22 protein-coding genes and 1 tRNA gene are annotated in these 26,691 nt (G+C 43.2%); 16 read left to right on the top strand and 7 right to left on the bottom strand.

The genetic code is table 11. The features are described 5' to 3' along the window. Positions 1–5: 5 nt before the first annotated feature. From KSK37_RS08510 to dinB, 3 genes are all read right to left on the bottom strand, one after another. Positions 6–7,217 carry a T9SS type B sorting domain-containing protein gene (locus tag KSK37_RS08510; protein WP_217200853.1) on the bottom strand — a complete coding sequence of 2,404 codons (7,212 nt, stop codon included), beginning with the start codon at positions 7,215–7,217 and terminating at the stop codon, positions 6–8. Positions 7,218–7,612: 395 nt separating this feature from the next. Continuing rightward, positions 7,613–7,694: transfer RNA gene (locus tag KSK37_RS08505), tRNA-Leu, on the bottom strand. 65 nt (positions 7,695–7,759) lie between these two features. After that, on the bottom strand, positions 7,760–8,842 hold the full coding sequence (gene dinB / locus KSK37_RS08500; RefSeq protein ID WP_217200851.1) for a DNA polymerase IV: 1,083 nt from the start codon (positions 8,840–8,842) through the stop codon (positions 7,760–7,762). A 659-nt stretch (positions 8,843–9,501) separates the two neighbouring features. Here dinB and KSK37_RS08495 point away from each other — a divergent pair. The 7 genes from KSK37_RS08495 (at position 9,502) to KSK37_RS08465 (ending at position 14,501) form a co-directional block, all read left to right on the top strand. Then, positions 9,502–10,137, top strand: coding sequence for a Crp/Fnr family transcriptional regulator (locus KSK37_RS08495; protein ID WP_217200849.1), 636 nt, complete (start codon positions 9,502–9,504; stop codon positions 10,135–10,137). Between the two features lie 122 nt (positions 10,138–10,259). Then, positions 10,260–11,102, top strand: a complete 843-nt coding sequence (locus KSK37_RS08490; protein WP_217200848.1) for a DUF5777 family beta-barrel protein — start codon at positions 10,260–10,262, stop codon at positions 11,100–11,102. 11 nt (positions 11,103–11,113) lie between these two features. After that, a complete protein-coding gene (locus tag KSK37_RS08485) occupies positions 11,114–11,467 on the top strand; it encodes a c-type cytochrome (protein ID WP_217200847.1) in 354 nt (117 codons plus the stop codon). 17 nt (positions 11,468–11,484) lie between these two features. After that, positions 11,485–12,027, top strand: a complete 543-nt coding sequence (locus KSK37_RS08480) for a YceI family protein (RefSeq protein WP_088358698.1) — start codon at positions 11,485–11,487, stop codon at positions 12,025–12,027. Continuing rightward, on the top strand, positions 12,027–12,551 hold the full coding sequence (locus KSK37_RS08475) for an ankyrin repeat domain-containing protein (protein ID WP_217200846.1): 525 nt from the start codon (positions 12,027–12,029) through the stop codon (positions 12,549–12,551). The genes KSK37_RS08480 and KSK37_RS08475 overlap by 1 nt, the downstream gene beginning before the upstream one ends. A gap of 1 nt (position 12,552) precedes the next feature. Further along, complete coding sequence (locus KSK37_RS08470) at positions 12,553–13,305, top strand: T9SS type A sorting domain-containing protein (protein WP_217200845.1); 753 nt, start codon at positions 12,553–12,555, stop codon at positions 13,303–13,305. A gap of 434 nt (positions 13,306–13,739) precedes the next feature. Further along, positions 13,740–14,501, top strand: a complete 762-nt coding sequence (locus tag KSK37_RS08465; protein ID WP_088358695.1) for an NYN domain-containing protein — start codon at positions 13,740–13,742, stop codon at positions 14,499–14,501. A gap of 84 nt (positions 14,502–14,585) precedes the next feature. Here KSK37_RS08465 and KSK37_RS08460 read toward each other — a convergent pair whose 3' ends face one another. Both KSK37_RS08460 and lpxK read right to left on the bottom strand, forming a co-directional pair. After that, complete coding sequence (locus KSK37_RS08460) at positions 14,586–15,404, bottom strand: purine-nucleoside phosphorylase (protein WP_217200844.1); 819 nt, start codon at positions 15,402–15,404, stop codon at positions 14,586–14,588. Beyond that, a complete protein-coding gene (gene lpxK, locus KSK37_RS08455; RefSeq protein WP_217200842.1) occupies positions 15,388–16,413 on the bottom strand; it encodes a tetraacyldisaccharide 4'-kinase in 1,026 nt (341 codons plus the stop codon). The genes KSK37_RS08460 and lpxK overlap by 17 nt, the downstream gene beginning before the upstream one ends. Positions 16,414–16,588: 175 nt before the next feature. Between lpxK and KSK37_RS08450 the strand changes: the two genes are divergently transcribed. The 6 genes from KSK37_RS08450 (at position 16,589) to KSK37_RS08425 (ending at position 20,418) form a co-directional block, all read left to right on the top strand. Beyond that, positions 16,589–17,572, top strand: coding sequence for a D-alanine--D-alanine ligase (locus KSK37_RS08450; protein ID WP_217200840.1), 984 nt, complete (start codon positions 16,589–16,591; stop codon positions 17,570–17,572). 84 nt (positions 17,573–17,656) lie between these two features. Next, positions 17,657–18,127, top strand: coding sequence for a pantetheine-phosphate adenylyltransferase (gene coaD / locus KSK37_RS08445; protein WP_088358691.1), 471 nt, complete (start codon positions 17,657–17,659; stop codon positions 18,125–18,127). 65 nt (positions 18,128–18,192) lie between these two features. Further along, entirely contained in the window at positions 18,193–18,561 is a 369-nt protein-coding gene (locus KSK37_RS08440) for a four helix bundle protein (RefSeq protein ID WP_217200839.1), read from the top strand. Positions 18,562–18,596: 35 nt separating this feature from the next. Continuing rightward, positions 18,597–19,232: a trimeric intracellular cation channel family protein gene (locus KSK37_RS08435; RefSeq protein WP_088358689.1), complete on the top strand. Its 636-nt coding sequence runs from the start codon at positions 18,597–18,599 to the stop codon at positions 19,230–19,232. Between the two features lie 98 nt (positions 19,233–19,330). Beyond that, positions 19,331–20,161, top strand: coding sequence for a glutamate racemase (murI, locus tag KSK37_RS08430; protein ID WP_217200837.1), 831 nt, complete (start codon positions 19,331–19,333; stop codon positions 20,159–20,161). Between the two features lie 113 nt (positions 20,162–20,274). After that, positions 20,275–20,418, top strand: a complete 144-nt coding sequence (locus KSK37_RS08425; protein WP_217200835.1) for a hypothetical protein — start codon at positions 20,275–20,277, stop codon at positions 20,416–20,418. Between the two features lie 132 nt (positions 20,419–20,550). Here KSK37_RS08425 and KSK37_RS08420 read toward each other — a convergent pair whose 3' ends face one another. After that, positions 20,551–20,880 carry a DUF6370 family protein gene (locus tag KSK37_RS08420; protein ID WP_088359420.1) on the bottom strand — a complete coding sequence of 110 codons (330 nt, stop codon included), beginning with the start codon at positions 20,878–20,880 and terminating at the stop codon, positions 20,551–20,553. Between the two features lie 134 nt (positions 20,881–21,014). Here KSK37_RS08420 and KSK37_RS08415 point away from each other — a divergent pair, with 134 nt between their 5' ends. Together KSK37_RS08415 and KSK37_RS08410 are read left to right on the top strand one after the other, a co-directional pair. Next, positions 21,015–21,734, top strand: coding sequence for a DUF3822 family protein (locus KSK37_RS08415; protein ID WP_088358686.1), 720 nt, complete (start codon positions 21,015–21,017; stop codon positions 21,732–21,734). A 52-nt stretch (positions 21,735–21,786) separates the two neighbouring features. Beyond that, positions 21,787–22,413: an RsmD family RNA methyltransferase gene (locus tag KSK37_RS08410; protein WP_217200834.1), complete on the top strand. Its 627-nt coding sequence runs from the start codon at positions 21,787–21,789 to the stop codon at positions 22,411–22,413. A 509-nt stretch (positions 22,414–22,922) separates the two neighbouring features. Here KSK37_RS08410 and KSK37_RS08405 read toward each other — a convergent pair. Beyond that, positions 22,923–23,417 carry a Smr/MutS family protein gene (locus tag KSK37_RS08405; protein ID WP_217200832.1) on the bottom strand — a complete coding sequence of 165 codons (495 nt, stop codon included), beginning with the start codon at positions 23,415–23,417 and terminating at the stop codon, positions 22,923–22,925. A gap of 211 nt (positions 23,418–23,628) precedes the next feature. Here KSK37_RS08405 and KSK37_RS08400 point away from each other — a divergent pair, with 211 nt between their 5' ends. Continuing rightward, entirely contained in the window at positions 23,629–26,184 is a 2,556-nt protein-coding gene (locus tag KSK37_RS08400; RefSeq protein WP_217200830.1) for a M4 family metallopeptidase, read from the top strand. Positions 26,185–26,691: the final 507 nt, after the last annotated feature.

Genomic DNA, 26,691 nt, shown 5'->3' with positions numbered 1-26,691 from the left:
CGTCATTAGTTTCGGTTTTTAATCGTCACATACCCGGACAGTATTCGGCCGTCGGATACGGTGATATAGTACCAGTAATTGCCCGTAGGAAGATGACGGCTCAGGTGCTGCCCGTTCCAGGAAAAAGTGCCGGTGACTTTCTGGTCTAAAACTACGGTTCCAAAACGGTCGATCACCCTGATTCGGCTGCCCGGATAATCTTCAATGCCTTCGATTCGCCACGTATCGTTAACACCGTCACCGTTCGGACTGAATACGTTGCTGATCAGAAATATTGTAAAAGTCTGTTCTGCCACAGCGCAGGGTTGAAGGCCGCTCCTTACATATGCTTTATGCTGACCGACAGGGACATTATAAAATATACCCGACGTCTGCCACAGGAGACCGTCAACGGAATACTCAAGCAGCCCGCTGCCTGAAGCCATAATCTGGACGGTATTGTTTTCGATTTTAATTTCAGTGATGACAGGAAAATCTACTTTCTTCACAGTGGCGGCTTTTGAGGTACTGCATCCAGAGCTGTTGGTTACGGTAACAGCGTAGGTTCCGTTTTGGCCCGCATTGATGGTCCGCTGGCTGCTTTGGAACACGCCGTTATAACTCCAGGAATAGCTGGTTCCCGCTGGCTGGCTGCCGGCGTCCAGTTGTACAGAACTGCCCGGACAGTATTCAGCTGAAGGAGGAACGCTGACTACCGGTGACGCATTTAAAACTACCGTCAGTTTCACTTTGGCAGAACATCCGCTTGCAGCGTTAATCTCAACAAAAAAGATATTCTGGCCTGTAATCAGGGTGTAATGCGCGGGATCACTGATCAGGGTATTGTTCTGCGTGTAATAACGGTAGGTATAGCCTGCCGAATTGGCAACCAGCTGCGGCTGGTATTGGGCGAGATCCGTTTTTTTCGTACCGTCCTCCTCCGAACACAGCGCGGGCGCCAAGTAGTCGGCAGCAGGAATATTGGTGATCACCAATGATACCGTCACCGCAAGACGGCCTACGCTTTCACATCCGTTTTCTGTTTGGGATGCATAATACGTAATGCCGTCCTGCAGCAAGATGCCTGCAGCAAGCGGTGAGGTATCTGTTGTGTTGCTGTACCATTTAATCTGGCTTCCGTTCACGGTAAGATCTGATACTTTCGCGTACTGGCTTACGCAGAAGACCTGTGCAGCCGGTCCGGTAGGAGTTGCCGTGCTGAAGATGTTAATCTGTACGGGAGCCCTTTCACTTTCGCAGGAGGCGAGGGTCTGTGTTACATAATAAGTGGCTCCGTTTACCAGTGCAGTGGTAGGAGAAAGAGTGCTGCCGCCGGTTGCGTTGAGGTACCACCTGATTTGAGTTCCGCCAGCACTGAGTTCCGCTACCGTGGCCTGCTGCTGAACACAGAAATTCTGTGTAACACTTACCAGAGGTTTAGGCGTAGGATTGATAAAAGGATGCACTGTTACTTGTCTCGCAGTTGATTGGCAGCCCAGTGCATTTTTAGTTCTCAGCAGATAGGTTTTAGGAAACAGTCCAGTGAAAATATTAGAGTTTTGCCAGGTCATACCGTCATCAATACTGTACTGGGAAGCGCTTTCATTGACCGTAATTTTAGCGGAAGGGTGGGCGCAGTCGATCTGCTCTACAGTTGCGGTTGGCTGGAGGGGGGTGTCGGCAGGTATATTAATTGTGACGGCCACTGCCCCGGATTCGCATCCCGCATTGTTACGGACTTTCAGCGTATAGATTCCCGGTGAAAGCAGTGATGAAACCGCGTTGGAGGAATAAGTCGCGCCATTATCAAAGCTGTACTGATATTCCGTGGAAGTGATGGTAATGGTTCCGTAAGGATTTGTGCATGAAAGAGGCTGTGCCACTGCGAAGAGAGGAAGCGCGGGAGCATTCGGAGGAGGTACTACCGTCGCGGCAGTTGCCGGGGAAGAACATCCTGTTGCAGAAAGCTTGATCCTGATCTGATATACACCGGGCGAAAGATTTGCAGACGCGTTTGTTACCCAGGTAGCACCGTCATCGTAACTGTAGAACGCCGCCGCAGAAATTACGGCTACCGTCCCGCTGGAGGCAGTACATCCGGAAGGCGCACTTACTGAGATCTGAGGTGCAGAAGGAGTGAGCGGTTGCGGGTTGACGGTGGCAATACCTGCCAGGGAAATACATCCTGCGGCATCTTTAATCATTAAACTGTAGGTTCCGGGTCCAACACCGGATTTGGTAGCGGAAGGTCCATAAGTAAGTCCGTTGTCGAAACTGTATTCCGCAGCGGCAGTGGTAATCAGAAGTGTTCCCAAAGCACTACTGCAGTCCGGTTGCTGTACCTGGAATGCAGGTGCCGGCAGCGGTGCCTGAGCCGTTACGGTAGCGGATGTTACGGCAGAGATACAGCCTGTAGCATTTTTAATTTTGATCTTGTATACGCCAGGATTCAGACCGCTTTTGGTATTGGAATACACAAAGGTGAGACCGTCATCGAAACTGTAGGTCGCAGCGCTGGTGGTTACGGTAACGGAGCCGGTAGCTACGCTGCAGGTTGGCTGTACTACTGAAACTGCAGGTGCAGCGATGGTAATTCCGGAATGTAAAGTCACGGGTACCGAAGCCGATTCGCAGCCTGAGGAACTGGTTTTAACTCTAATGATATAGGTTCCGGATCCAACATTTTTCTTTACAGGGTCATTGGTCCAGCTGGCTCCATCGTTAAAGGTATAGCTTACACCGGGAGTGGTGATGGTAATGGTTCCGTCGGTGGCGTCACAAGCCGTCGGCTGAACAAGCGAAACAGCAGGAGTTGCCGGAATATTTGGAGATGAACCGATATAAACGTAGGCACTCTGCGAAACGCAGCCGGAAGCATTTTTAATCAGAAGGTAGTAAGTACCTGAATTGAGGTTGTTTTTCACCGGGTTTGTCGTCCAGGTAGTGCCGTTGTCGAAACTGTAAAGATCAGCCACGGTATTGATGAAGATGGTGCCTTTGGGCACGGCACACGTTGGCTGAACGGTTGTGTAACTCGGCTGGCTGAGGTAAAATTTGCTGACTGAGGTTGAAGTGGAAATGGAGGTGCAGCCGGCGGCATTTTTAATTTTAATATTATAATATCCCGGCGAAGGATTCAAAAGCACAGGGTTTGTTACCCACGTCGAACCGTTATCAAATGAATACTGGGCTGCCTGGGAAACAACAGTAATACTGCCGGAATCACTGCAGGTAGGCTGTACGGTTTTAACAAACGGCGCAGGAAGAAAAAATGCGGTGATGCTTATGCTCATGTCATATGGGTTGGAGGTGCATCCCTGAGCATTTTTAATTACCACGTTATAATAACCCGAAGTTAAATCTGTTTTTTCGTTGACCGTTCCCCAGGTCTGTCCGCCGTCAAAACTGTACATCGCGGCTGGCGTCATTATTTTAATACTGCCTTTAACTGTACAGGTGGGCTGAATAATCTGCACGTCCGGTTTGGGAAGGTAATATTTTTGAAGGGTCACGCTTGCACCGTAAGAGGACGATCTACAGCCCAGCGCATTCTGTACCATAAGACTATAATAGCCATCCGCGAGGTTACTGAAGGTTGCGGTGTTGCTCCAGGTCTGACCTCCGTTAATGCTGTACTGCGCCGCAGAAGTGGTGAAGGTGATGGATCCGCCTGTGCCGCAGCTCGGGTGGGTTACCGTATAGGAAGGACCGGGCAGAAAAAATTCATTGATCGTCACCGGTGTACTGGTAGAAACGCAGGATGCATCTTTTACCTGAACATAAAAATAGCCGGAGGTGATATTATTCTTAACCGGTGAAGTGGACCAGGTGTTTCCTCCGTCGAAACTGTAGGAGCTGCCGGGGGAGGTCACGGTAATGCTGCCTTTAGTACCGCAGGTTGGCTGTACCACTGTTACGGACGGGCTGGCAAGATTGGTCGTATTCATGTAAACAGAAATACCGGCGGACATGCAGTTGGCACTGTTTTTAACCATCAAATAATAACCCGTCGAGGCATTAAGATTGGTAAACACCGGGCTGGTGCTCCACGAGCTTCCTCCATTAATACTGTAAAAATCAGCGGGTGAGGTGAAGGTGATGCTTCCCACATTTCCGCAGCTGGGGTTCACCACGAGATAGGTTGGCTCAGCCAGATAAATCTGGTTGAAATAGACATAATTGGTTTCTGAAACGCAACCCTGAGCATTTTTGATCACTACATTATAACTTGTCCCTGATAAATTGGAGAAAACATTGCTTGCTGACCAGGTGGTGCCTCCGTTGATACTGTATAAATCTGCCGGTGTATTCACCGTAATACTTCCTTTGGCGGTGCATGTAGGCTGCACCGTCATCACATCTGCTTTCGGCAGTTTTACTTCCGTTAAACTCACATAAGCGGCAGATGACTTGCATCCAAGGCTGTTTTTAACCAATATCTGATAGCTTCCGGCAGGCAGACTTTTGGTATTTGTGGTCACCCAGGTGGTGCCTCCGTCAAAACTGTAAAAATCAGATACCGAATTAATCGTAATACTTCCGTTGTTCCCGCACGTAGGCTGTGAAACGGTGTAAAAAGGATAGGGAAGCTGAGGTTCGTACAGATAAACACTGCTGGTTTGCGACTGGCATCCTGCTGCATTTTTTATCTTGATTCTGTAAGTGCCAGGCGGCAGATCTTTCATATTGCTTGTTGTCCAGGTAGCTCCATTGTCAAAGCTGTAGAAATCCGCCTCTGTACTGATATATACCGTGCCGTCCTGTCCACAGGCAGGCTGAATAACACTATACTGCGGTGAGGTATTCTGGAAAGGCTGAAGGTAAATAGTCACAAAGACTGATGTGCATCCCAGACTGTTTTTAATCCCAACGGAAAAATTACCAGAAATTGCATTAGACAGGGTATTGCTGGTAACCCAAGTCTGTCCGCCGTTGAAGGTATAAAAATCGGAAGGGGTATTAATAGTAATGGTGCCGGGAGCAGAACATGCCGGGTTGACAAGGGTATAGTCCGGAGAACCCAGGGTAGTGCTCGAAATATTAACGATCTGCGCATTGGAGATACAGCCGGAAATATCTTTTGTACGGATCGAATAGTTTCCGGGCTGAAGATGGTCCGCTGTAGAACCTGTCACCCAAGTTGTTCCGTTATCGAAACTGTAGTAAGCGGCAGAGTTGTTCACTGTAATGCTTCCGGTATCACCACAAAATTTTGGCTGTACCGCGGAGCAGCTGGGGTATGCGGTAAGTACGGGGGTGATGGTAACATCCTGAGGGTACGACGTACATCCGTTCAATGTCTTGATCATCACCTTATAATTACCAGGATAAAGCCCGGTTTTCACTGGATTAGAACCCCATGTTAAGCCATTGTCGAAACTGTACTGGGACGCAGGTGAAACTACTTTTACTGTTCCGGTAGAGACAAAGCATGAAGGCTGAGTGATTTCAAGGGTAGGAGTTACCGCAGTCTGGCTTGGTTCAATGCTCACACTGGCGGTACTCGCACAGCCAAAACTGTCGGTCACGGTAACCGAATATACGCCTGTAGCGGTGACGGTAATGTTCTGCGAAGATTCGCCCGTGCTCCAGAGATAAGTTGCTCCCGGGGAAGCTTTGAGTTCCGTGCTGCCAGAACATACATTAAGGATTCCCGTGATGTTGGCGGTAGGATTTTTTACCTCCAGGTCAACAGGAATGATTTTATAACATCCGGCATCTCTAGAAACTCTTACATAAAGGACAGTAGAAGCGGAAAGATATGCTGATGAACCTGTAATGGCACCGGTGTTATTATACGCATTGCTATAATCTGCGAAATAGGAGAAGGTAAGCCCAGTGGTGGAAGGCACAACCAGTGCGTCAAAAAGTCTGAGGTCAAATGATTCACTTCCGTCATAATCGGTATCGCACTTCGAAAGTTTTGCGGTACTTACACTGATGTCGCAAGATAGAGAACAGTTGAGAAAACTGATGTCCCACCCGGGATTGGCATCGGAATCCGTAGCAGAACCGAAAATAGCTGTATTTCCCCCGCTGCTCCCGCAGGCACCTCCGCCTGAAGTGGCAGCTACATCAAAATCGGCGGTGACGCTGACATTATAGTTGCTGTTGATCGTGTTGGGAAAATTCTGGGGAAGAAGGGCGAAACAGAATTTTTTATTAGCAGTATCCAGAGTGGCAGGAGTGGTAGTGGTATATACCACATTGCCTCCGGCATCGCGAAGTTTAAGCGTTAGCGTTTTAAGAGTAGCCGCCACACCGCCGGAATTGGGCAGCGTGTAGTTCCCACATACGTTTAGCGGAAGGGTAGGGCAGATGCTGTATAAAGGATCAAGCGTTACCGAACCTACAAAGTTTTCTGTAGACTGCAGAATACAGAGATCATCAACATAGGCATAACCGAAATGACCGCCAAGACCGCATCGTGAAGCCATAAACTCTACAGTGAAATTCTCGTTATTGGGAATCGACGAAATATCCAGAATTCCCGACTGCCATTTGTCGGTATACAGCGTTACATAACCGTAGCCGCCAGCGGGAACTTTCGTAAAAATGCAGTTCTTCTCATCGCCAACCAAGCAGAATTCACTTACCACAACGCCGTTTTTGTTAAGGATTCTTGCTTTAAAAAAGGGCTGATTGTCCGTATGGCTCGTGTCGTACACCGACTGCAGGACCGCCTTGTAATTAAACTTTAGCTGCGTTTCGTTATTGGTTTTAAACCTTTTTCCCTGCACAATAGAGCCATAGGTACTTGAGCCGGTGTGGTTGATCTTAAGTGCGTACTGGTCAAATGCTTTGATATCTCCCATGAACGGGTCGATATAGTTGGCAGGTACCGAAGTGGCCATCAAAGCGGTGTTCCCTGGAGTATACTGGGGAATATAAGTGTCTGCGGTATTGGAAATGGATTTACATTGGGTAGGTCCTGGCGGATCCCCGATATTATAGAGGAAATTCCTGATATATTGCTTGCCGCTGACTGTTTCTGTCTGCTCAAAACCACCGTTAGCACACATTTCAACAGCCGGCTGGGTTGCCTTGTGCATGTGCTGTTGTTCCTGCTGAACTTTAAGATTTCTTTCTTTCAGGAATTTTTCCTGTGCAGTGCTGCTGGTGATGATTTTACCGTTGGAATCTTCAAAAATGCCCTGCCTGAGGTAATTGGGGTCAGTATTTTGTGAGAAAAGGTTTTGAAATAATACAAAAAAAATCAGAAAATAAAAATTCTTCATCAGCAGTGTTTACCGGATTATCAATAAATGTTAAAAAAATCTTAAAAAGTCTTAACAAATATATAAAATTCCAGCAAAAATACAAATGGCAGCATTCAGCATAAAGGCTTAATACAAATGTCTGATATTAAGTATGTTATTAGCCGAAGTGCGATGCAGCAATGATATCTGAAAATCCCAAAATACAGAGTGCAAACCAATAGTGAAACCAGAGTAAAGTAAAATAGGTTAAAGGGTCTTATCATACATCGGCTGACCTTCAACGGTCTGCAGCAAGGCGCGCTGGGATCGGCTTTCAACGTGCTGATGATTTTTCTGGAGGAGTTTTTCAGTGAAGACCTAATTCCCTTTTTTTAAGAGCACAAAAAAAAGCCCTCTAAAAGAGAGCTTTTTTGTGCCCGGAACAGGACTCGAACCTGCAAGCTTGTGGGCACCCGCACCTGAAACGAGCGTGTCTACCAATTTCACCATCCGGGCAGTGAGGTGCAAATATACAAATAAGTGCATATAATGCGTAACCGGATTAAAAATTTATTTTTTCTTTATCCGTATTCCTCAAAAGGTATTTTCAGCTGTACTGAAATCTGCTTTTTTTCCTGGGTGTTGAGGTTGGAAAGGGAAAGTCCTAATAACCTTACGGGCCTGTCAAAAGGTCTGAGTTCCCAGAGTTTCTGTGCGGTTTCATAAAAATCAAAAGCGCCGTCAAAATATACTTCCTGGGTTTTGCTCCGGGTGTATTGGGTGAAATCTTTATATTTGATTTTCAGGGTTAAAGATTTTCCCCTGATTTCTTTTTTGGAAAGCCGTGCTTCGAGTTCTTCGCTGATGAGCTGTAGCTGTTTGAAAACGGCATCCTCATCGAGCAGATTATCCCAGAAGGTTTCCTCCACGGCAACACTTTTCTGTATCCTGTGTGCTTTCACCTCGCTCATGTGAATGCCACGGACCACATTATAATAATAATTTCCGGATTTTCCGAAAAGCCCGATGAGCTCTTCCAGCGATTTTTTCTTCAGATCAAGTCCTTTGAAAATATGCATCTCATGCATCTTGTTGGCCGTTACTTTGCCGATGCCGAAGAATTTTTCTATCGGCAATTCCTCCATGAATTCCAGAATCTGGGTGGGATGAATGGTTTTCTGTCCGTTAGGTTTGTTATAGTCAGAAGCGACTTTGGCCAAAAATTTATTCACTGAAATCCCTGCAGAAGCGGTAAGTCCGGTTACCTCGAAGATGCGCTGACGGATTTCTCTTGCGATATCGTTAGCCGACTCCATCCCTTTTTTGTTTTCGGTCACATCCAGATAGGCCTCATCCAGAGAAAGCGGTTCCACCAGATCAGTATATTCATGAAAGATCTCCCTGATCTGCTGGGAAATTTCTTTGTAACGCTGAAATCTTGGTTTCACAACGATTAGATGCGGGCATTTTTCCAGTGCAGTTCTTCCAGGCATTGCAGACCGGATTCCGAATTTTCTGGCTTCATAACTTGCGGCGGCTACCACGCCATACTTTCCGCCACCAACACAGACAGGTTTGCCGCGGAGTTCCGGATTGTCATGCTGCTCCACGGAAGCGTAAAAGGCGTCCATATCCACATGAATGATTTTCCGGTTGGGTAACATGGAGCAAAATTATAAAAAATTAAATGCTTCAGGAAAGGAGGAATACACGGAAAGAAAATGACCTCTGTACATTTTAATTACGCAAAGGTATTTTGCTGGCAAGGGAGATTGTTTAAACCGCAGGGTGCACAAAGTTTATCATGGAGCATGGAGTTTTTTATTAATTCATCCTCCACATGCGTCTAACTTGTACTGTTTTGACCGTCTAAAAACAATGAGATTTGTGCTTACTTGAAATGAAATGATGTTTTCTTAAATAAAGAATCCGCCTTAGTAATATGGCGGAATCGATCGATATTAAATTCCTGTGGTTTCGAAATAAATGTACCGGTTTGTTGTTCGGATTTTATATGTTGTCAAGGTTTTTCCAGCCCGTTACTTAGGCGGCTTTTCTTTTTTGATGGACGTCGCCTGAATTAATCAGTATGACGGTCATTATTATTCGTTTACTATTGTAAATAGAGTTTAATTTTGAAAAAATACGATCACTAACTTTGAAAAATACAGCTTGAAATATTTAAGTTCTCGCAGGGTTAAGATGTCCCTTTTATTTCCTTAAGTCTGTGACTATTAATAGCTTTTCAGAAATATTTTGTCAAAAAAATTAGAGAAAGTTAAAATCATATGCTTTAAATATATAATTTTATAAAAAAAAGATCATGTGCAGCTACGAAGATATAGAAGATCAGTTCCGTTTTCTTGGAGCAGATTTTTTAAAGGAGTTCAAAGACTGCTGTGTCATCCAGCAGTTTGAAGCGAAAACAGAACTCATGTACGAAGGCCAGAACGTCAAATTTATTCCTGTTGTATTAACCGGGCTGGTAAAGGTATTTGCCATGAATGAGGACCGCGAACTGGTGTATTATTTCGTAAGGCCGAAACAAAGCTGCATCATGACGTTTTCTGCAGCTTTCAGAGACGGCATCAGCAGGGTTTCTGCCGTTACGGAAGATCCTACAGAGGTGCTGCTTATTCCTGTTCATAAGGTTTTGCGGTGGATGAATCTGTATCCTGCGCTCAACCGTTTTTTTTATAGTGAGTATGATCTTCGGTTTGCAGAAATGATTGACATGCTGAACAAAGTGGTTTTTCACAGGCTCGACAGACGCGTGATGGATTATCTGCATCAAAAGGTGGAAATTACAGGAAAAAATCCGGTGAAGGTTTCTCACAAAGATATTGCGAACAGCCTGGGAACGGCAAGAGAAGTTGTAAGCAGAATCCTGAAAAAGTTCGAACATGAAGGGAATATCCGCCAAAACAGCCTGGGGATTGAAGTGATGGTTCCGTTGTGACTTTAGTCACTTTTTTTGTTTTTTTTAAAACTTACATTTGTTTTTCATTCTCTTGTTTGTCTTGTAATCAGTGGATTATGAGGTGAGGTAAAGCAAATTTCAGTTTTTAAAAAAGACCGTATATGATTACAAAAATTACTGTTTTTCTCTTCTTTTTTATTGGTTTTTATGGATGGTCACAGGAAGATCTGCTGAAAGAAATTGATACGGCCCAGTCTTCTGAAATTTACCAGCCCAGTTTCAAAGCGCTTCAGATTGTCACAGGGCAGTCGACAAAAATGCCCGCCAAAAAAGAATGGTATCTTGATATTTCTCACCGTTTCGGGGATGTGAGTGACGGGTTCAAAAGTTTCTTCGGGCTGGATCATGCTACTACAAAACTGGGAGTAGTTTATGGACTGACAGACGGAATTTCATTAAGTGCTTCCAGACATACCTATCAGAAAACCTATGAATTTGGAACAAAATACAGGATTTTGAAACAGATGGGAAACTCCCCTTTTGACGTAGTTGGTTACCATGTGGTGGATATCAATTCGGTTCTTGATAAAGACAGTTATCCCAATCTGAGATTTGGAGACCGGCTTGCCTATCTCTCGCAGATTCTTATTTCGCGGAGATTCTCTGATGAGTTCAGTCTGCAGCTGACCCCGAGTTTTGTGCATAAGAATTTGATTGAGTCCGCGATTGAGGATAAAAATCTTTTCTCAGCCGGCATTGGCGGAAGGTATAAAATATCGAAACGGGTTTCGCTGAATGCAGAATATTTTCTGAATTTTGAAGATCATAACTATTATAAAAATCCGCTTTCTGTGGGTATGGATATCGACACCGGCGGACATATTTTTCAGCTTGTTTTCACCAATTCGCAGCCGAATACCGAAACGGGCTATCTCACCAATGCTACCGGAGACTGGGCGAAGGGACATTTTTTTTTCGGATTTAACCTGTACAGAGTCTTTTAAAATTAATAAATATGAAGACACCGATCAAAATAGTCATTTTAATTTCAGGTTTAGCACTGCTGGGCTGTGATACCCGTACTTATGAAGACATTACCGGGAAAGTGATCATTCCTGAAACCGTGAAGTTCACTCAGGACGTAAAGCCGGTGATTGACAGGAACTGTACAGTTTGTCATTCGCCGGGCGGAGCCTCCTCATTTTTTCCTTTAACCGACTATACCCTGGTGAAAAATGCCATCGACAAAATCTTAGACCGTGTACAGAGACCTTCCGGAGATCCCCAGAAAATGCCTCAGGGCGGAAATCTGTTTCAGGCCGACATCGATATTTTAAAGAAATGGAAAGCTGACGGTTTGCAGCAATAATTTAATACCATAATCAAATGAAAAGGATTTATATGATCACCATGGTTCTGTTTTTAGGAAATCTTTTGTTTTCCCAGAAATACACGACCAAAACCGGAACCGTTCACTTTGAAGCCAACGTACCGCTCTTCGAGGATATCGATGCCAGACATTCCAATGCAGCTGCAGTTCTGAACGCGGACAGCGGAGATTTTGCATCTGTCGCAATGACCAAAAATTTCAAATTTAAGAACGCACTGATGGAAGAACATTTCAATGAAAACTATGCTGAGACATCGAAATATCCCAAGACCACATTCACCGGAAAAATAGCAGATTTCAAAAAAGAAAATCTGTCCTCAACCCCAACCGCTTATACTGTGTCCGGTACCCTGAATTTTCATGGAGTGAATAATCCGGTTAACTCTGCTGCTCAGATCTATACCAAGGACGGTAAAATTTATATCTCAGGGAAATTTGTTGCGAAGCCTGCAGATTATAAGGTGACTGTACCGAAAATGGTCATGAAGAAAATTGCGGAAAATGTCAATATAGATTATTATTTTGAACTGCATAAATAATGAAAACGAAATTTCTAATACTGATTTTAATGGCCGGTTTTTTCGTTCTGAAAGCCCAGGAAAAAGATGTTTTTGACATTGCGAGATCCGGAACGGTGGCGGAGATGCAGCAGCTTATGTTGAAAAATCCTGACGTGATCAATTCAGTCAGTCCTATGGGGTTTTCCCCGTTGATACTGGCCTGTTACCGCGGAAATACAGAGGTTGCTGATTTCCTGATCGAAAAGGTGAAAGACCTTAATTACAAAAGCCCTGAAGGAACGGCCTTGGCCGGACTCTGCATCCGCTACCATAAAGGACTGGTAGAGCATCTGCTCCGGAAAAATGCCGACCCCAACATTGCGGATTCTTCCGGTACCACCCCGCTGATATGGGCTGTTAAGACAGGTAATGAAGAACTTGTAAAGATCCTGCTGAACAACCGGGCGAAAAAAGACCTGGCAGACCAGACGGGAATTACCCCTTTTGAATATGCAATACAAACCAAAAAGCAAAATATTATTAACCTTTTTAAAAGCGACTAACATGAAAAGAAAACTATTATTTATTTTAGGAAGTGTCTTTACCGGCATTTTCATTTCGGGCCAGTTCACTTCAGGAACGGTGAGTTTAGGAGCAACCGGCATGACGGTGAAGATGGACACTAACCCCACAACAGTTACCCTTACGCTTACCGGACCCAGCAATTCTTTTATGGGAATTGGCGGCGGAGATTTAGGGATGGCTGACGGAGCTGACGGATTTATTTATAATTCTTCGGCCAGCAGAGATTATACCTTTAACGGAGTTGGAGTAACGCCGTCGGCTGATGCAAGCCAGGACTGGACCGTGACTTCAAATGTTGTTGCGGCGGGCACAAGAACGGTAGTAGCAACAAGAAGCCTTAACGGAGGTGCTGAAGATACACCGATCCCTAATGCTGCAGGACCGCTGGATATCTTTTACGCGAAAGGAGACAATACGCTTACCCTTTCTTATCATGGTGCAGGGAACAGAGGTTATGCGACCCTTAATATGACCGCTGCTCTTGCTACCGGCGAAGAAAGTCTTGCGGGCAGGATACAGTTCTACCCGAATCCTTCCACCGGAATGGTTTATTTTAAAAATTCAGGAAAAATTAAAAACCTCAGTATTTTTGACAGTACCGGAAAATTAATGAAGACTCCGGAGCTTAAAAATGATGCTGTTGATTTAACCCGTTTGAAAGCCGGTGTTTACTACATTGAGACAGAAAGTAAAGACGGCACCAAAACTCAGGAAAAACTTATTAAAAACTGATAAAAACTGATAATCATATCTAAACAAAAACCGTTTTGAATCCTCTTCAAAACGGTTTTTTTTGTTTATCAATAAATGTTCAGGCGACGTATTCTCTTATCAGACCTTTCAATTTTAATAACGTTCGGCATCGCCTTGTGGGCACCCGCACCTGAAAGGAGCGGCAGAAGAGGGAAGTTTGGTTGCTTCGGTGATCCGCCGACGGGTTTCTTCTGCGTTTTTTCGGTCATCTCCAGATTGGCCTCCTCCAGAGAAAGCGCTTCCACCAGATCAGTATGTTTCTATTAAAAATTAAATTAACTTGTACATCATTGAAATAGAATTTATGTTTTAAAAGCCCAAACGATTTCTGTCTCCCTGATGTTATTTTCCACTTTTTCTAAAAATAATTGCTGTAAATTTGACTTTACTTAAGAATAATTTTTTAAACAAATATGGCAGACGATAAATTAGCAGTCTTGATTGATGCGGACAATGTTCCTTATAAAAACGTAAAAGAAATGCTGGAGGAAATTTCCAGAAATGGAACTCCCACCATCAAAAGGATTTATGCAGACTGGACCAAACCCAATGCTTCGGGCTGGAAAAATGTTTTGCTCGAAAACGCCATCACGCCCATTCAGCAATACAGTTATACCACAGGAAAAAACTCCAGCGACAGCGCTTTAATCATTGATGCGATGGATATTCTGTATTCCGAGAAAGTGAATGGATTCTGCATCGTTTCAAGTGACAGCGATTTTACAAGATTAGCCACAAGACTTCGGGAAGCCGGCATGAACGTGATTGGATTTGGCGAAAAGAAAACCCCGAAACCTTTTATTTCTGCGTGTGATAAATTTATTTATCTGGAAATTCTCAACAATACTGAAGAAGCTGACAGTACAGAAGAGCCGGAAAGTACTTTAGCGAAAAGGCCTGTTAAAAAGAAAAACAAAGCAGAACCCATCAGCAAAGTGGACGCACGTACTATTAAACTTATCACTCAGAGCATTAATGATCTGGGCGATGAAGACGGCTGGACTTTCCTTGGGAATCTTGGAAGTTTTATCATTAAAAAGAAACCGGATTTTGACCCCCGAAATTTCGGTTTTTCAAAACTTCTGCCTTTAATTAAAAGCATCGGTAAAATTGAAATCGATGAACGCGTAACGGGTGTTAACAATATCCGTCACATCTATGTGAAAGTGAAATAAGAAGGGTTGAAGATTTTCAGCGTGAAAGCCGAAAACCGATAAGAAAAAAACGCATCCGGGAGATGCGTTTTTTTAATAAAAGATTTAGGCGTTGTAATTTTTTACTAGACCTTTTACAATTTTAATGACGTTCGGCATCGCTTTATCTGCAGCCTGTAAAACCTCTTCGTGGGAAACGGTAAATGCAATATCAGGTCCGCCCACATCGGTGATAATCGAGATTCCGAAACAGTCCATTCCCTGATGTTTGGCTACGATCACTTCAGGAACAGTGCTCATGCCTACTGCGTCACCGCCGATTGCTTTGATCATCCCGTATTCTGCAGGGGTTTCAAAAGTAGGTCCCTGGAGGGCAACGTAGCATCCCTCGTGGATTCTGATGTTTAAATCTTTTGCTACCGCTGTGGCAACCTGCAGCATTTTTTTATTGTAAGGCTCACTCATGTCCACGAATCTAGGCCCCAGTTCATCGATGTTTTTTCCGCGCAGAGGATGTTCGGGCATCATGTTGATATGGTCGTTAATCAGCATGATATCGGCAACTTTGAAGTTGGGGTTTACCCCTCCGGAGGCATTGGATACGATCAGGTTTTTAATTCCTAAAAGATGGAAAACCCGGAACGGAAATACAACAGTCTGGATATCGTGCCCTTCGTAATAATGAAATCTGCCGCTCATCATGAGTACTTTTTTGCCTTCCAGTATTCCGTAGATGAGTTTTCCGCCATGGCCTACAACGGTGGTCTGCGGAAAATTTGGGATTTCAGTAAAATCCAGGGTATGGATGGCCTGTACTTCCTCTTTCAGTTTTCCGAGGCCGGAGCCCAAAACAATTGCGAAATCAGGGGTTTCCTGAATCATGTTTTTAATGAAGGCTGCTGTTTCTTTAATTTTTTCTAACATAATCCAATATGATTTGATTAAATTCTTCCCTGTTCTCAATATTTACATTAATGGGCCAGTAGTAGACCAGATCCCTGAGGTAATCAAAGGTTTTCAGTCTTACATAATCTTTCTCAGTAGTGAGGATCAGTTTATACTCGCCGAGTTTTCTGTATTCCGCTACAATATCCTTGATGTCCTGTTCACTGAAATTATGATGGTCCTTAAATTTAAGATGTTTTACCCGCTGCGAAAATTTGGCTAAATGACTGATCAAAGGCTTCGGGTTTGCGATGCCTGTAATCAGTAAAATATCGTAATAGCTCAAATTGTTATCCGGGAGAAATTTGTCTTTGCTGTAAATGTTTTCGTCATAACCAATCCAGGAGAAAAAAACTTTCTGGTTATGCTGAGGTTTAATTCTCGAGATATAATACTGTTTCTTTTCCTCGGTGATGTCATCCGGACATTTGGAAACCATGATGATCTGCGCTCTTTTTACTCCGCTTCTGCTTTCTCTCAGATCGCCTGCAGGAAGCACAAAATCTTTAAAATAGGGATCGTTATAATCGGTCATCAGGATGTTGAAGCCTGGCTTTATCGCCCTGTGCTGATAGGCGTCATCCAGCAGCAAAACGTCCAGATCCATATCGCCGATCATTTTTTTTGCACCGGGAACTCTTTCTTCAGAAACGCCGATTACAAAACGGTTTCTAAACCTTTCGAAAAGCTGCATCGCCTCGTCGCCCACCGTTTTATAATTGCTGTCGTAATTCGTGATGCCGTAACCTTTGGTAAGTCTGCCATACCCTCTGGAAAGGACACCGGTTCTGTAATGTTTCGATAAAAGTTCTGCCAGATACATCACCATCGGAGATTTCCCGCTGCCGCCCACAGAAAGGTTTCCGACGCTGATCACCGGAGTTTTTAGTTTGGTCGATTTAGAGATTCCCCAGTCATACATTAAGTTCCGGATGCCGGTAACCAAGTGATAACCCAGAGAAAAAGGGTAGAGATACCATCTTTTCATAGCCAGCAAAAATACATATTTTTAACAGGAAAATAAACACGGAGACTTCCATTTTTCCATAAATCTGCATGATATTTATCGTTAAAATAATTTTTTACCACAAGGGATAATATTAGCAGGCTTCAACCCTAATTTTAAACATTTTGTTTAAATTTGCTTGATTAGATTAAAACGTATGAACAAGAAAAATGTAGCCGTAGTAATGGGCGGTTATTCCGACGAATATAAGGTTTCTCTCAAAAGCGGGCAGCTTATTTACGATTCTCTCGACCGAGGTTTATACAATGTTTACCACGTGGTTATTCTGAAAGATGAATGGTATTTTGTAGATGACAGAGGACAGCATATTCCGATTAACAAAGCGGATTTTTCCGTTAATCTTGACAGCGGTTTTGATGTGAAGTTTGATGTCTGTTTCAATATCATCCACGGCAAACCGGGTGAAAACGGAGAACTTCAGGCGTATTGGGACACCATCGGACAGCGATATACCGGATGCGGTTTTTATCAGAGTGCTTTGACGTTCAATAAAAAAGATACCCTTGCGGTGCTTTCAAAATACGGAATCCCTTCCGCGAAAAGCGTATATCTGCGAAAAGGCGATTCCTTTAATGAAGATGATATTATTGCAGACCTGGGACTGCCCTTGTTTGTGAAACCCAATCAGAGCGGGTCTTCGTTAGGGATCAGCAAAGTGAAGGAAAAAGCGGATTTCCTTAAGGCGGTGGATTTTGCATTTGCCGAAGATGATGAGATTTTGATTGAGAGCTTTCTCGACGGGATGGAGGTTTCTGTTGGCGTCGTAGATTTTAACGGGGAAACCATTGTTCTGGGAATTACTGAAATTGTACCTTTCAAAGAGTTTTTCGATTATGAAGCCAAATATGAAGGCGCTTCAGAAGAAATAACACCGGCGAGAATTGATGACGGCACCCGTAAAAAAGTGGAGGAGATTGCTAAAAAAGCGTATGACTCTTTAGGAATGAGCGGGTTTTCCAGAAGTGAGTTTATCATTATGAACGGTATCCCTTATATGCTGGAAATGAATACGAATCCCGGGTTTTCACCGGCATCAATCCTGCCTCAACAGGCAAAAATCTACGGAATTTCTATCCAGGATTTATGCGGGAATGAGGTAGAAAAAGCGCTGAAGAAGTAATTTTTCCAATCCGGTCCTTTCTATGGACTGAAAAAAATAAAATACAGTAAGCAAACCGCTGACTGTGAGAACAAAAACTAAACTATGAGAGTCGCTGTATTTCCGGGATCTTTTGATCCGATTACCCTTGGACATTATGATATTGTGGAAAGAGCTGCGCCGCTTTTCGATAAAATTATTATCGCAATCGGGCAGAATTCACAGAAAAAATATATGTTTTCACTGGAACAGAGGGTGGAATTCATCAAAAGAACCTTTGAAAAGTTTCCGAATGTTGAAGTGGACCATTTTGAAGGACTTACGATTGATTACTGCCACAGCAAAAACGTCAATTTTATTCTGCGCGGCCTGAGAAACCCGGCCGATTTTGAGTTTGAAAAAGCAATCGCCCAAACCAACCGCGAACTGACTCAGGGCAATCAGATTGAAACGATATTCCTTCTGACTTCTGCCGGAAAATCGTTTATCAGCAGCAGCATTGTAAGAGAAATCATCACTTTCGGCGGTGATTACGAACTGCTGGTTCCGGACACGGTGAGGGTAGATATTGGGTGATGAGCAATAAGCAATAAGCAATGAGCAATAAGTAATATGAATGAGTAACCTGTAATAATTTTTTTATGGAATCTGACTATAACCAAATTTTTAGGGAAAGAACAAAAAAGCTCTGTATTTCAATTATAAAAAGTCTTTCTGTTTTGCCTTATTCCGATGATTTGTCAGTCATAAGAAAACAGGTTTACCGGTCGTCAACTTCTGTTGCTGCCAATTACAGAGCAATGGGAACAGCAAGATCTCAAAATGAAAAATTCTCTAAATTGTGTATTGTGGTGGAAGAAGCAGACGAAACACAATTTTGGTTGGAACTCATTGAGGAACTGAATTACCTCAATGGAAAAGAACTTGAAAATTTAAAGAAAGAATGTGAAGAAATAGTAAAAGTAATGACCAGTTACAAAAAGAAACTTTCTGAGAGAAATCCAAAATAATTTAATTAACTATTACTCATTACTGATTGATCAATATGGTTCACGAAAATTTAAATCTACTTATAGAACTGCTTGGTACCGTTGCTTTCGCGATGTCTGGAAGTTTCGCGGCCATGCAGAAACGCCTTGATCCTTTCGGGGTTTTAATTATTGCATTTATTACTTCGGTGGGCGGCGGAACGGTACGCGATGTTCTTCTGGATGTTCCAGTTTTCTGGATGCGTGATCTGGTGATGTGTTCTGTAATTTTTATCACCTGTATTGTTTCGATGGTGTTCAAGTCGGTAGAGAGAAAATTCAAGGTTACCCTTTTTCTCTTTGACAGTTTCGGACTGGGACTTTTTACCATTGTCGGGATCCAAAAGGGGCTCAGCGCGGACCTGCATCCTTTGATCTGTCTTACTTTGGGAACCATTACAGGCTGTTTCGGGGGAATTATACGAGATATTTTACTGAACAGAATTCCGTTGATTTTCCGTACGGAGATTTATGCGACGGCCTGTATTGTGGGAGGCAGTGTTTTCCTACTTCTTATTAATTACAGCAGGCTGTCTTATACGCTGGTTCAGATTTCCACCATCCTTCTCATCGTAGCCATCCGTACGCTGGCGGTAAAATACCACTGGCAGATGCCGAAATTTTACGATTCCGCGGAAAGTTCTGAAATGTAGAAAATTAAGCTGTTTTCTCTCAAGAACCTTATTTAAACTCTCCTGAGAACGTATTCAGGATTCATCCAAAAACCTTATTTTTGTAAAAATTTTTCCCCTTGAAAAAGAAAAAGCAGGATTTCAGCCATCTCTCCGCCAACCAGCCGATCGGTATTTTCGATTCAGGAGTTGGAGGTTTAACGGTGGCCAAGGAAATCAAAAGATTGCTTCCCAACGAAGACCTTATCTATTTCGGTGATACCAAACATCTTCCTTACGGTGAAAAATCCAGGGAAGCGATTGTGGGATATTCCACGAAAATCACCAGTTTTCTGCTGGAGAAAAACTGTAAGGCGATTGTGATTGCCTGTAATTCGGCTACTGCGAACGCGCTGAAAGAAGTGCTGGATCTTGTGGCGGAGAAAGTTCCCGTGATCGACGTCATCAACCCGGTGGCGGAAAAAGTGTCTTACGAAATTCACACGAATGTAGGCGTGATCGCCACAAAAGCAACGGTCAATTCCGGACTGTACAAAAAATCAATCCGCAAACACAATAAATTTATCAAAGTGGATGAACTGGCAACGCCACTTTTGGTTCCTGCGATTGAAGAAGGTTTCAAAAACCATCCGATTACCCATTCGATTATTTACAATTATCTGAGCAACAACAAACTAAAGAATATTGAAACCCTGATTTTAGGCTGTACCCATTATCCTTTGCTCATCGATGAGATTAAGCAGTATTACGGCAACCGTGTCCGCGTGATTGATTCACCGAATATCGTAGCCAACCAGCTGAAAATCATTCTGGAAAAGCATCATCTGCTCAACGAGAAAAATCCAAAACCTCAGTACCGGTTTTATCTTTCAGATTTAACCAAAAATTTCGAAAAGATTTCCAAAAAGTTCTTCGGAAAAACCATTGATCTCGAACTGAAAGTGCTGTAAAGCAATGTGTTTGATGCTTGATGCCTCAACCGTAGGTGTTGAGAATTTAAAACAGGGACGCAAAAAAAAATAATTAACTTTTTGTTTCCATATGGTATCCGCTTAGCAAAAATATGGAACATCTCATTTTTGCTTTTTTGGGTCATTTGGACGGCTTAAAAAAGCATGACACTTTTGTCACTTTTGCGGTAAAACCACTAACAGTAATTACTTTAAGTCTTAATCCTCAGCCTTGTCCTTCGTATACTTCATTTTAACCACAGCGCACACAGCGGTTTTTTCGGAGCACACGGAGATTTTATGAGAGGTCATAACCGGCTTCCTTTATGTTTTTTTTGAGCAAGCAAAAACAAGGAGCGTCAAACATCCGTCACCCAACACCCAGCAAATCACTTCCTATCCCCCTCTTTTTCTTCGGGCAGCAGTTTAAATGAAGTCGCAACAAATCGGTCTCCTTTTATTTCTCCCATCACTTCGGCTTTTCTGACGGCATTGCAAAACCCTTCCTTCGAGTGGGCATCGCCGTGATCATCAATTTTAGTTCCTTCGACAAAATAAGATTTCCCATTGATCCTTACTGCAAGGTCACAGCCCTTTTTTCCTTTCATTTTAAACTGACACTGTCCGCACGAAGCCTCCACCACCTGAACCTTCTGCGTGGACTGAGAAAACATGCTGATTCCCAAGAAAAGAAAGAATACCAATACCGCGTTTTTCATCTTGAATAATTTTAAGTAAAAGTAAGTATTTTTATGGCTTAAACTGATGATCCGAATCATACGGTTCATCATTATTTTCCAATACCGAAACGGACTCCTTTTTTTTTTATTAAATTTGCTCACGATAAAAAATTATGCACAAGCTTTCTCTTCTTTTTACAAAAGACGGTTTACAGTACCAGATTTCCAAAAACAAAAACGTTTTGGAGGAACAGGCTTTTTTTGTCAGTGAAGAAAGTCCTGAACAGTTTATTTCCGAAAAGCTCGGTGAGATTCTGGCGGAGAAAAACTTTAAAGAGATTGCCGTTATTTCAGCGTTGAACCATTTTACCCTGATGCCTGAAGGTTTTTCAGAACACAGCTTGGGTTATGACCTTATTGCTTTCAACGCGCCGGTAGATGAGAAAAACGAAGAACTGATGCTTTCGGTGAACAAAAAATTTGGGGTTCAGTTTTATTATACTTTTCCAAAAGCCGATTATCAGCAGATCAAAAATAAAAAGCTTCCCACGAATTTTAATTTCTCCGGAGAAAAATTCCTCAACGCCATTACTGCGAAAAATCAGAAGGAAATCCACATCAATCTCTACCATCATCAGTGCGAGTTTTTTGCGCTCGATCAGAAGAAAGTAGTGCTTTACAATAATCTGGATGTGAATTCGGAGGTTGATTTTCTTTATTTCATCATGTTCACTTTAAGCAAAATCGGTTTCGGAATTAATGAAACCCACTTCTTAGTCTACGGAGAAACCACTGAAAACGAAACTTTCATCTCGGAACTGAAGAAATTTGTAAAGCATCTAAAAATCGTTTACGATAATATTCCGAAGAAGAATTTTGTCCTAGCAGGATAAAGAACAAACTTCATTAAAAACACTTCCCGAAACATCGGGAAACCCACCAACTATGTATAGAATCATCTCCGGAAGATGGAAATCAAAAAGAATTTCTGCTCCGAAAAACTTTGATGTAAGACCCACCACTGATTTTGCGAAAGAAGCCCTTTTCAGCATTATCGAAAACCGTTTCAGCTTCGATATGGGAGCAAGCTCGGTACTCGATCTGTTTGCGGGCATCGGATCTATTTCTTTGGAATTCGCTTCCCGCGGATGCAATGATGTGACGTCTGTGGAAATGAATCCAAAGCATTCAGCGTTCATCAATGCCACCGCTTCCGAACTCGATATGAGCCTTCAGGTTAACGTGCAGCGCGCCGATGTATTTGAATACCTGAAGAAAAACAGAAACCGAAAAACCTATGAAATGGTGGTTGCCGATCCACCGTTTGAAACGGACGAAAAAAAATACGGCGAACTGATTTCCCTGGTTTTAAACAACAGGTTTTTAAAAGACAACGGCATTTTCATCCTCGAACATCAGAGCAGAACCAAACTGCAGCATCCCAATCTTCTGGATACCAGAAAATACGGAAACGTAAGCTTCTCTTTCTTTAAGGCCAATGATGTGGAGGCGGACGATAAGGTTGAGGATGAGATTAAGGATGAGAATAAGGATAATAAGGCTGAAGATTAAGACTGAGAGGATAATTGCTGTTAATGGTATTCCAACCACAAAGTCACAAAAGCTCTTTGTTTTTTATCTACTCAAAAAGACCATAAAGGAGGGAGCGTTATGACATCTCATATAATCTCCGTGCGCTCCGTGAAAACCTCTGTGCACTCTGTGGTTAAGGTGGACTGCAAAGTAAGGCTGAAGATTAAGACTGAGAGACAACTGCTGTTAATGGTTTTTACCGTTAAAGTGACAAAAGCCTTTTTAAGGTATTCACAAGAATAAAAAAGGAAGCTGCGTTGACAGTTCATAAAATCTCCGCGCGCTCCGTGAAAACTCTGTGCACTCTGTGGTTGAGGTGGACTGCAAGAAACAGCTTCCGGGAAAATCTGTACAAACTTCCAGCTTCAAACTCCCAGCTTCCATCTGGTTAAAAATAAGATTGTCAGTAGTGCTTATATTTTCTGGAAGCTGAAAGATGGAAGGTTTCCACAGATTATACAGATTTTTTCCTAGCGCGTTTTTTAGGGTCACAGAAAAGTAACCATCACGCTTCCCCTCTGATGATAGAAAAAATCATGGTCTTCAAACTCAATATTTGTCTGGCCGTTCAGGTAGTCGTACACCATTTTCTGTAAGACGCCGTCGCCGATTCCATGGATGATCTCCAGTTTTTTCAGATTGTTTTTGCGGCAGAAACTGATGGTTTCCATTAGTTTCTCTTTCTGAATAAAAATCCTTTCAAAAGCATCATACTCCGACGGGTTTTTCACCAGATGCTCAAAATGTAAATCAAGCACCAAATGCTTTCTGTTGTGTTTTTTAGACACACGCTTAGAAATTTCAAGTTTCTGAACGGTGCCGACTTCCTTATAAATATCCGGATTCTGAAGCACCACCTGATTCTTACCGAACTGGTGCGTAAAGCCGTGTTCATCTTTAAACACCACGGTATCGCCTTTCACAGAAGTGATCACGCCTTTTAAATCATCATCGATGGCAGCAACTTTATCGCCTATTTTCATTTTGGAAACTGTATAGAAGATGCAAAAATAGATAAATTCTTTTCAGTGAATTCAATACTCAGGAGATTATCTGCGTGGTATTTGTCAGATGTGTTTTCTGTATTAATACCCGTAAAAATTTATCATAAAACCAAGGTTTATGTTATTTTTTTAAATTAAATCTTTCAGTTTTGCTACAATGCATTATATTTGCTAAAAATCATTATATTTTATGAAAAGAACACTATTTTTCGTTTTAGCTCTGTCCTATGTCTGTGGTTTTGCGCAGGATTCTAAGGAAATGACAAAGCTTAAACAGCAGGGCGGTGCCGTGGTGAGTATCAGCAAAAGCACTGCGAACCCGAACTTTATAAGATTCGCAAACGCAGAAGGCCTGGAACTGAAAGCAGCAGATGCCAGATCAAAAGTACAGGAGTTTCTGACGGCCAATATCAGTGTTTTCAATCTGAAATCTGCAAAAGACATGGTTTTTGCAGAAGAAAGCACCGACAATTACGGACTGAAAAATGTTATTTACCGCCAGACTTTTGAAGGCCTGCCCGTTTATGACGGTCTGCTTAAATTCCATTTTAATTCGAAAGGCCAGCTGGCTTCGCTGAACGGAAATACCGTTTCGGATATTAAAGTAAATACCAAAGCTTCCATTTCTTACTCTGAAGCAGAAGCTGCCGCTAAAAATTTAGTGAATCAGCAGAACCTTAACCGCTCGGGAAGCCCGTTACAGACCGGCAGGAACAATCTTTTGATTTTCCCGAAAAATCTGGTACAGGGAGGACAGGTGATCCCTTACCTGGCGTATGAAGTGGAAGTGACCAACAAAAACGATGTGCGGGAATTTCTGTTTATCGATGCCCATACCGGAGAACTGGTAGAGCAGTTTACCGGAATCCATCCTATCGACCGGAAACTTTATGAAGTGAATACCAACGCTTCCAGTTTAAAATGGAAAGAAGGGGATGCTCTTCCCGGAGCACTGGATCAGTGGCAGCAGAGTGAAATCGTCACCGCTGAGCACGTCTATAATTTCTTCAAGAATGCATTTAATTATGTTTCCTATAACAGCGCAGATGCATCGATGGTTACCATTAACAACAACCCGAGTATCAACTGCCCGAATGCCAACTGGAACGGCGTTACCGCCAACTACTGTACCGGTACCGCAGCAGATGACGTGGTGGCTCACGAATGGGGACATGCCTATACCGAATATACCAGCGGGCTGATCTATCAGTATCAGGCGGGTGCCTTAAATGAATCCTATTCCGATGTGTGGGGAGAAACCATTGATCTCTTTAATAACTATATGGATGAAAACGAAGTGGTTTCTGTAAGGACTACTACTTCATGTTCGGGCAGCCAGAGATGGAAGATGGGTGAGAAGGCCACTGCTTTCGGAGCTCCGATCCGCGACATGTGGAACCCGCGCTGTAACAGCAATCCGGATAAAGTCTCAGACACAACGTACTATTTTTGCGGAACAGCGGATTCGGGCGGTGTGCATACCAATTCCGGGGTGACGAATCACCTCTACGCTTTGCTGGTAGACGGCGGAACCTTTAACGGCTATACCATTACAGGGGTGGGCTTTGTAAAGGCAGCGCATCTGTGGTGGAGGGCTCAGAAAAACTATCTGACTCCCACCAGTGATTTTGCTATTTTCGCAGACGCTTTAGAAGCTTCAGCCAACGATCTGATCGGCGTTAATTTACCGGGGCTGTCTACCACGACAGTTCCTGCCGGGCTCAGCGGACAGTCCTGGGCTGCCGGAGATCTCCAGAATCTTAAAAATGCAATTCTGTCCGTACAGCTAAGAACTCCACCGACACAGTGTAATTATACTCCGCTTTTAAAACCCACTCCGGCCCTTTGCGCAAGTGCTGCTACAGGAGCACTGTTCACTGAAACCTGGGAAAACGGAACCGGAAACTGGACCATCAACAACGTGCCGACGAACCCGGCGTCCTGGGAGAACAGAAACTGGACGGTTAAAAGCAGCCTTCCCAAAGGAAGAACCGGGAAAGCCATTTTCGGTGCAGACCCCATCAACGGAAACTGCTCCACCAGTATGCAGAACGGTATCTTGCGCTTAGAAAGTCCGCTCATTACTTTCCCAAATTTTACCGCCGGGATCTACGAGATGGCATTCAATCATTATGTAGCGACCGAAGCCAAATGGGATGGCGGAAACATCAAGTACAGCCTTAACGGCGGTGCGTGGACCTTAATTCCGAAAACCGCATTCACTCAGAATGGGTACAATTCCACTCTGGACGGAACGGCCAGCAACGACAATCCTCTGAAAGGTCAGGCAGCGTTTACAGGGACTGATGGCGGTTCGCTTGGCGGATCCTGGGGACAGAGCGTCATCGACTTATCGAAAATCGGTGCCGTGTCCGGATCGAATATTAAATTCAGATTTGAAATGGGAACCGATGGCTGCAACGGGATAGAAGGCTGGTATCTGGATGAGATTTATGTGTATAACTGTACCGCTCCGATTCTTGCCTTAGATCAGGCAGGGATGAATAACGGAGTGCAGGTATTCCCGAATCCTACCTCCGGAATGCTGACCATCCAGAATAACACCGCGACGAAACTGAATACCGCACAGGTTTATTCCGCAACCGGACAGCTGATTAAAAGTTTTAAACTGGATAAGACGGTTAAAAATTCAACCATTGACCTCAGTGCATTTGATAAAGGAGTTTATATGATCAAAATAAATTCTGATCAGGAAAGCACGAGTGTGAAAGTGATTAAGAATTAAAATAAAGCTGCAGATTTTTCAGTACTGATTAATCACGGTTTTAAAAACGATCCGGAAGAGTTTTCTTTTCCGGATTTTTTTAATCCCCATTCCGATCGCTGCCGGACGTCACCGGTATTTATTTTCTTAACTGCAGAAGTGTAAAAGCTCTCTGGAGTAAAGTTGTTGTGGTAAATGAGTTCTTTTAACCACAAAGTCACAAAAGTTTCATTTATTTAAGATATTCAAAAGAACAAAAAAGGTGGACGCTAAGATTAAAAGTGAAGATGATGCTCTACAAAATCTCAGTACTTTCTGTGAAAATTTCCGTGCACTCTGTGGTTAATAATTATGAGGTTTATGTTTAAATTTTCAATTAGAAGAATTTTAATGGTCTTCATTTCTTAATGGTTCATCTGTCTTAACCACAAAGGCACAAAGGTTTTCATAGAGCAAATCGAGATCAAAAAAGTTAGGACTTCAAACTATCTTAACCACAGAGGCACGTGGGTTTTCACGGAGGACATG

This window comes from Kaistella soli (assembly GCF_019038595.1).
GTDB classification, from domain to species: domain Bacteria; phylum Bacteroidota; class Bacteroidia; order Flavobacteriales; family Weeksellaceae; genus Kaistella; species Kaistella soli.
Note: the sequence above shows the minus strand (reverse complement) of the source record. Positions and strands in the feature narration are given on the sequence as shown.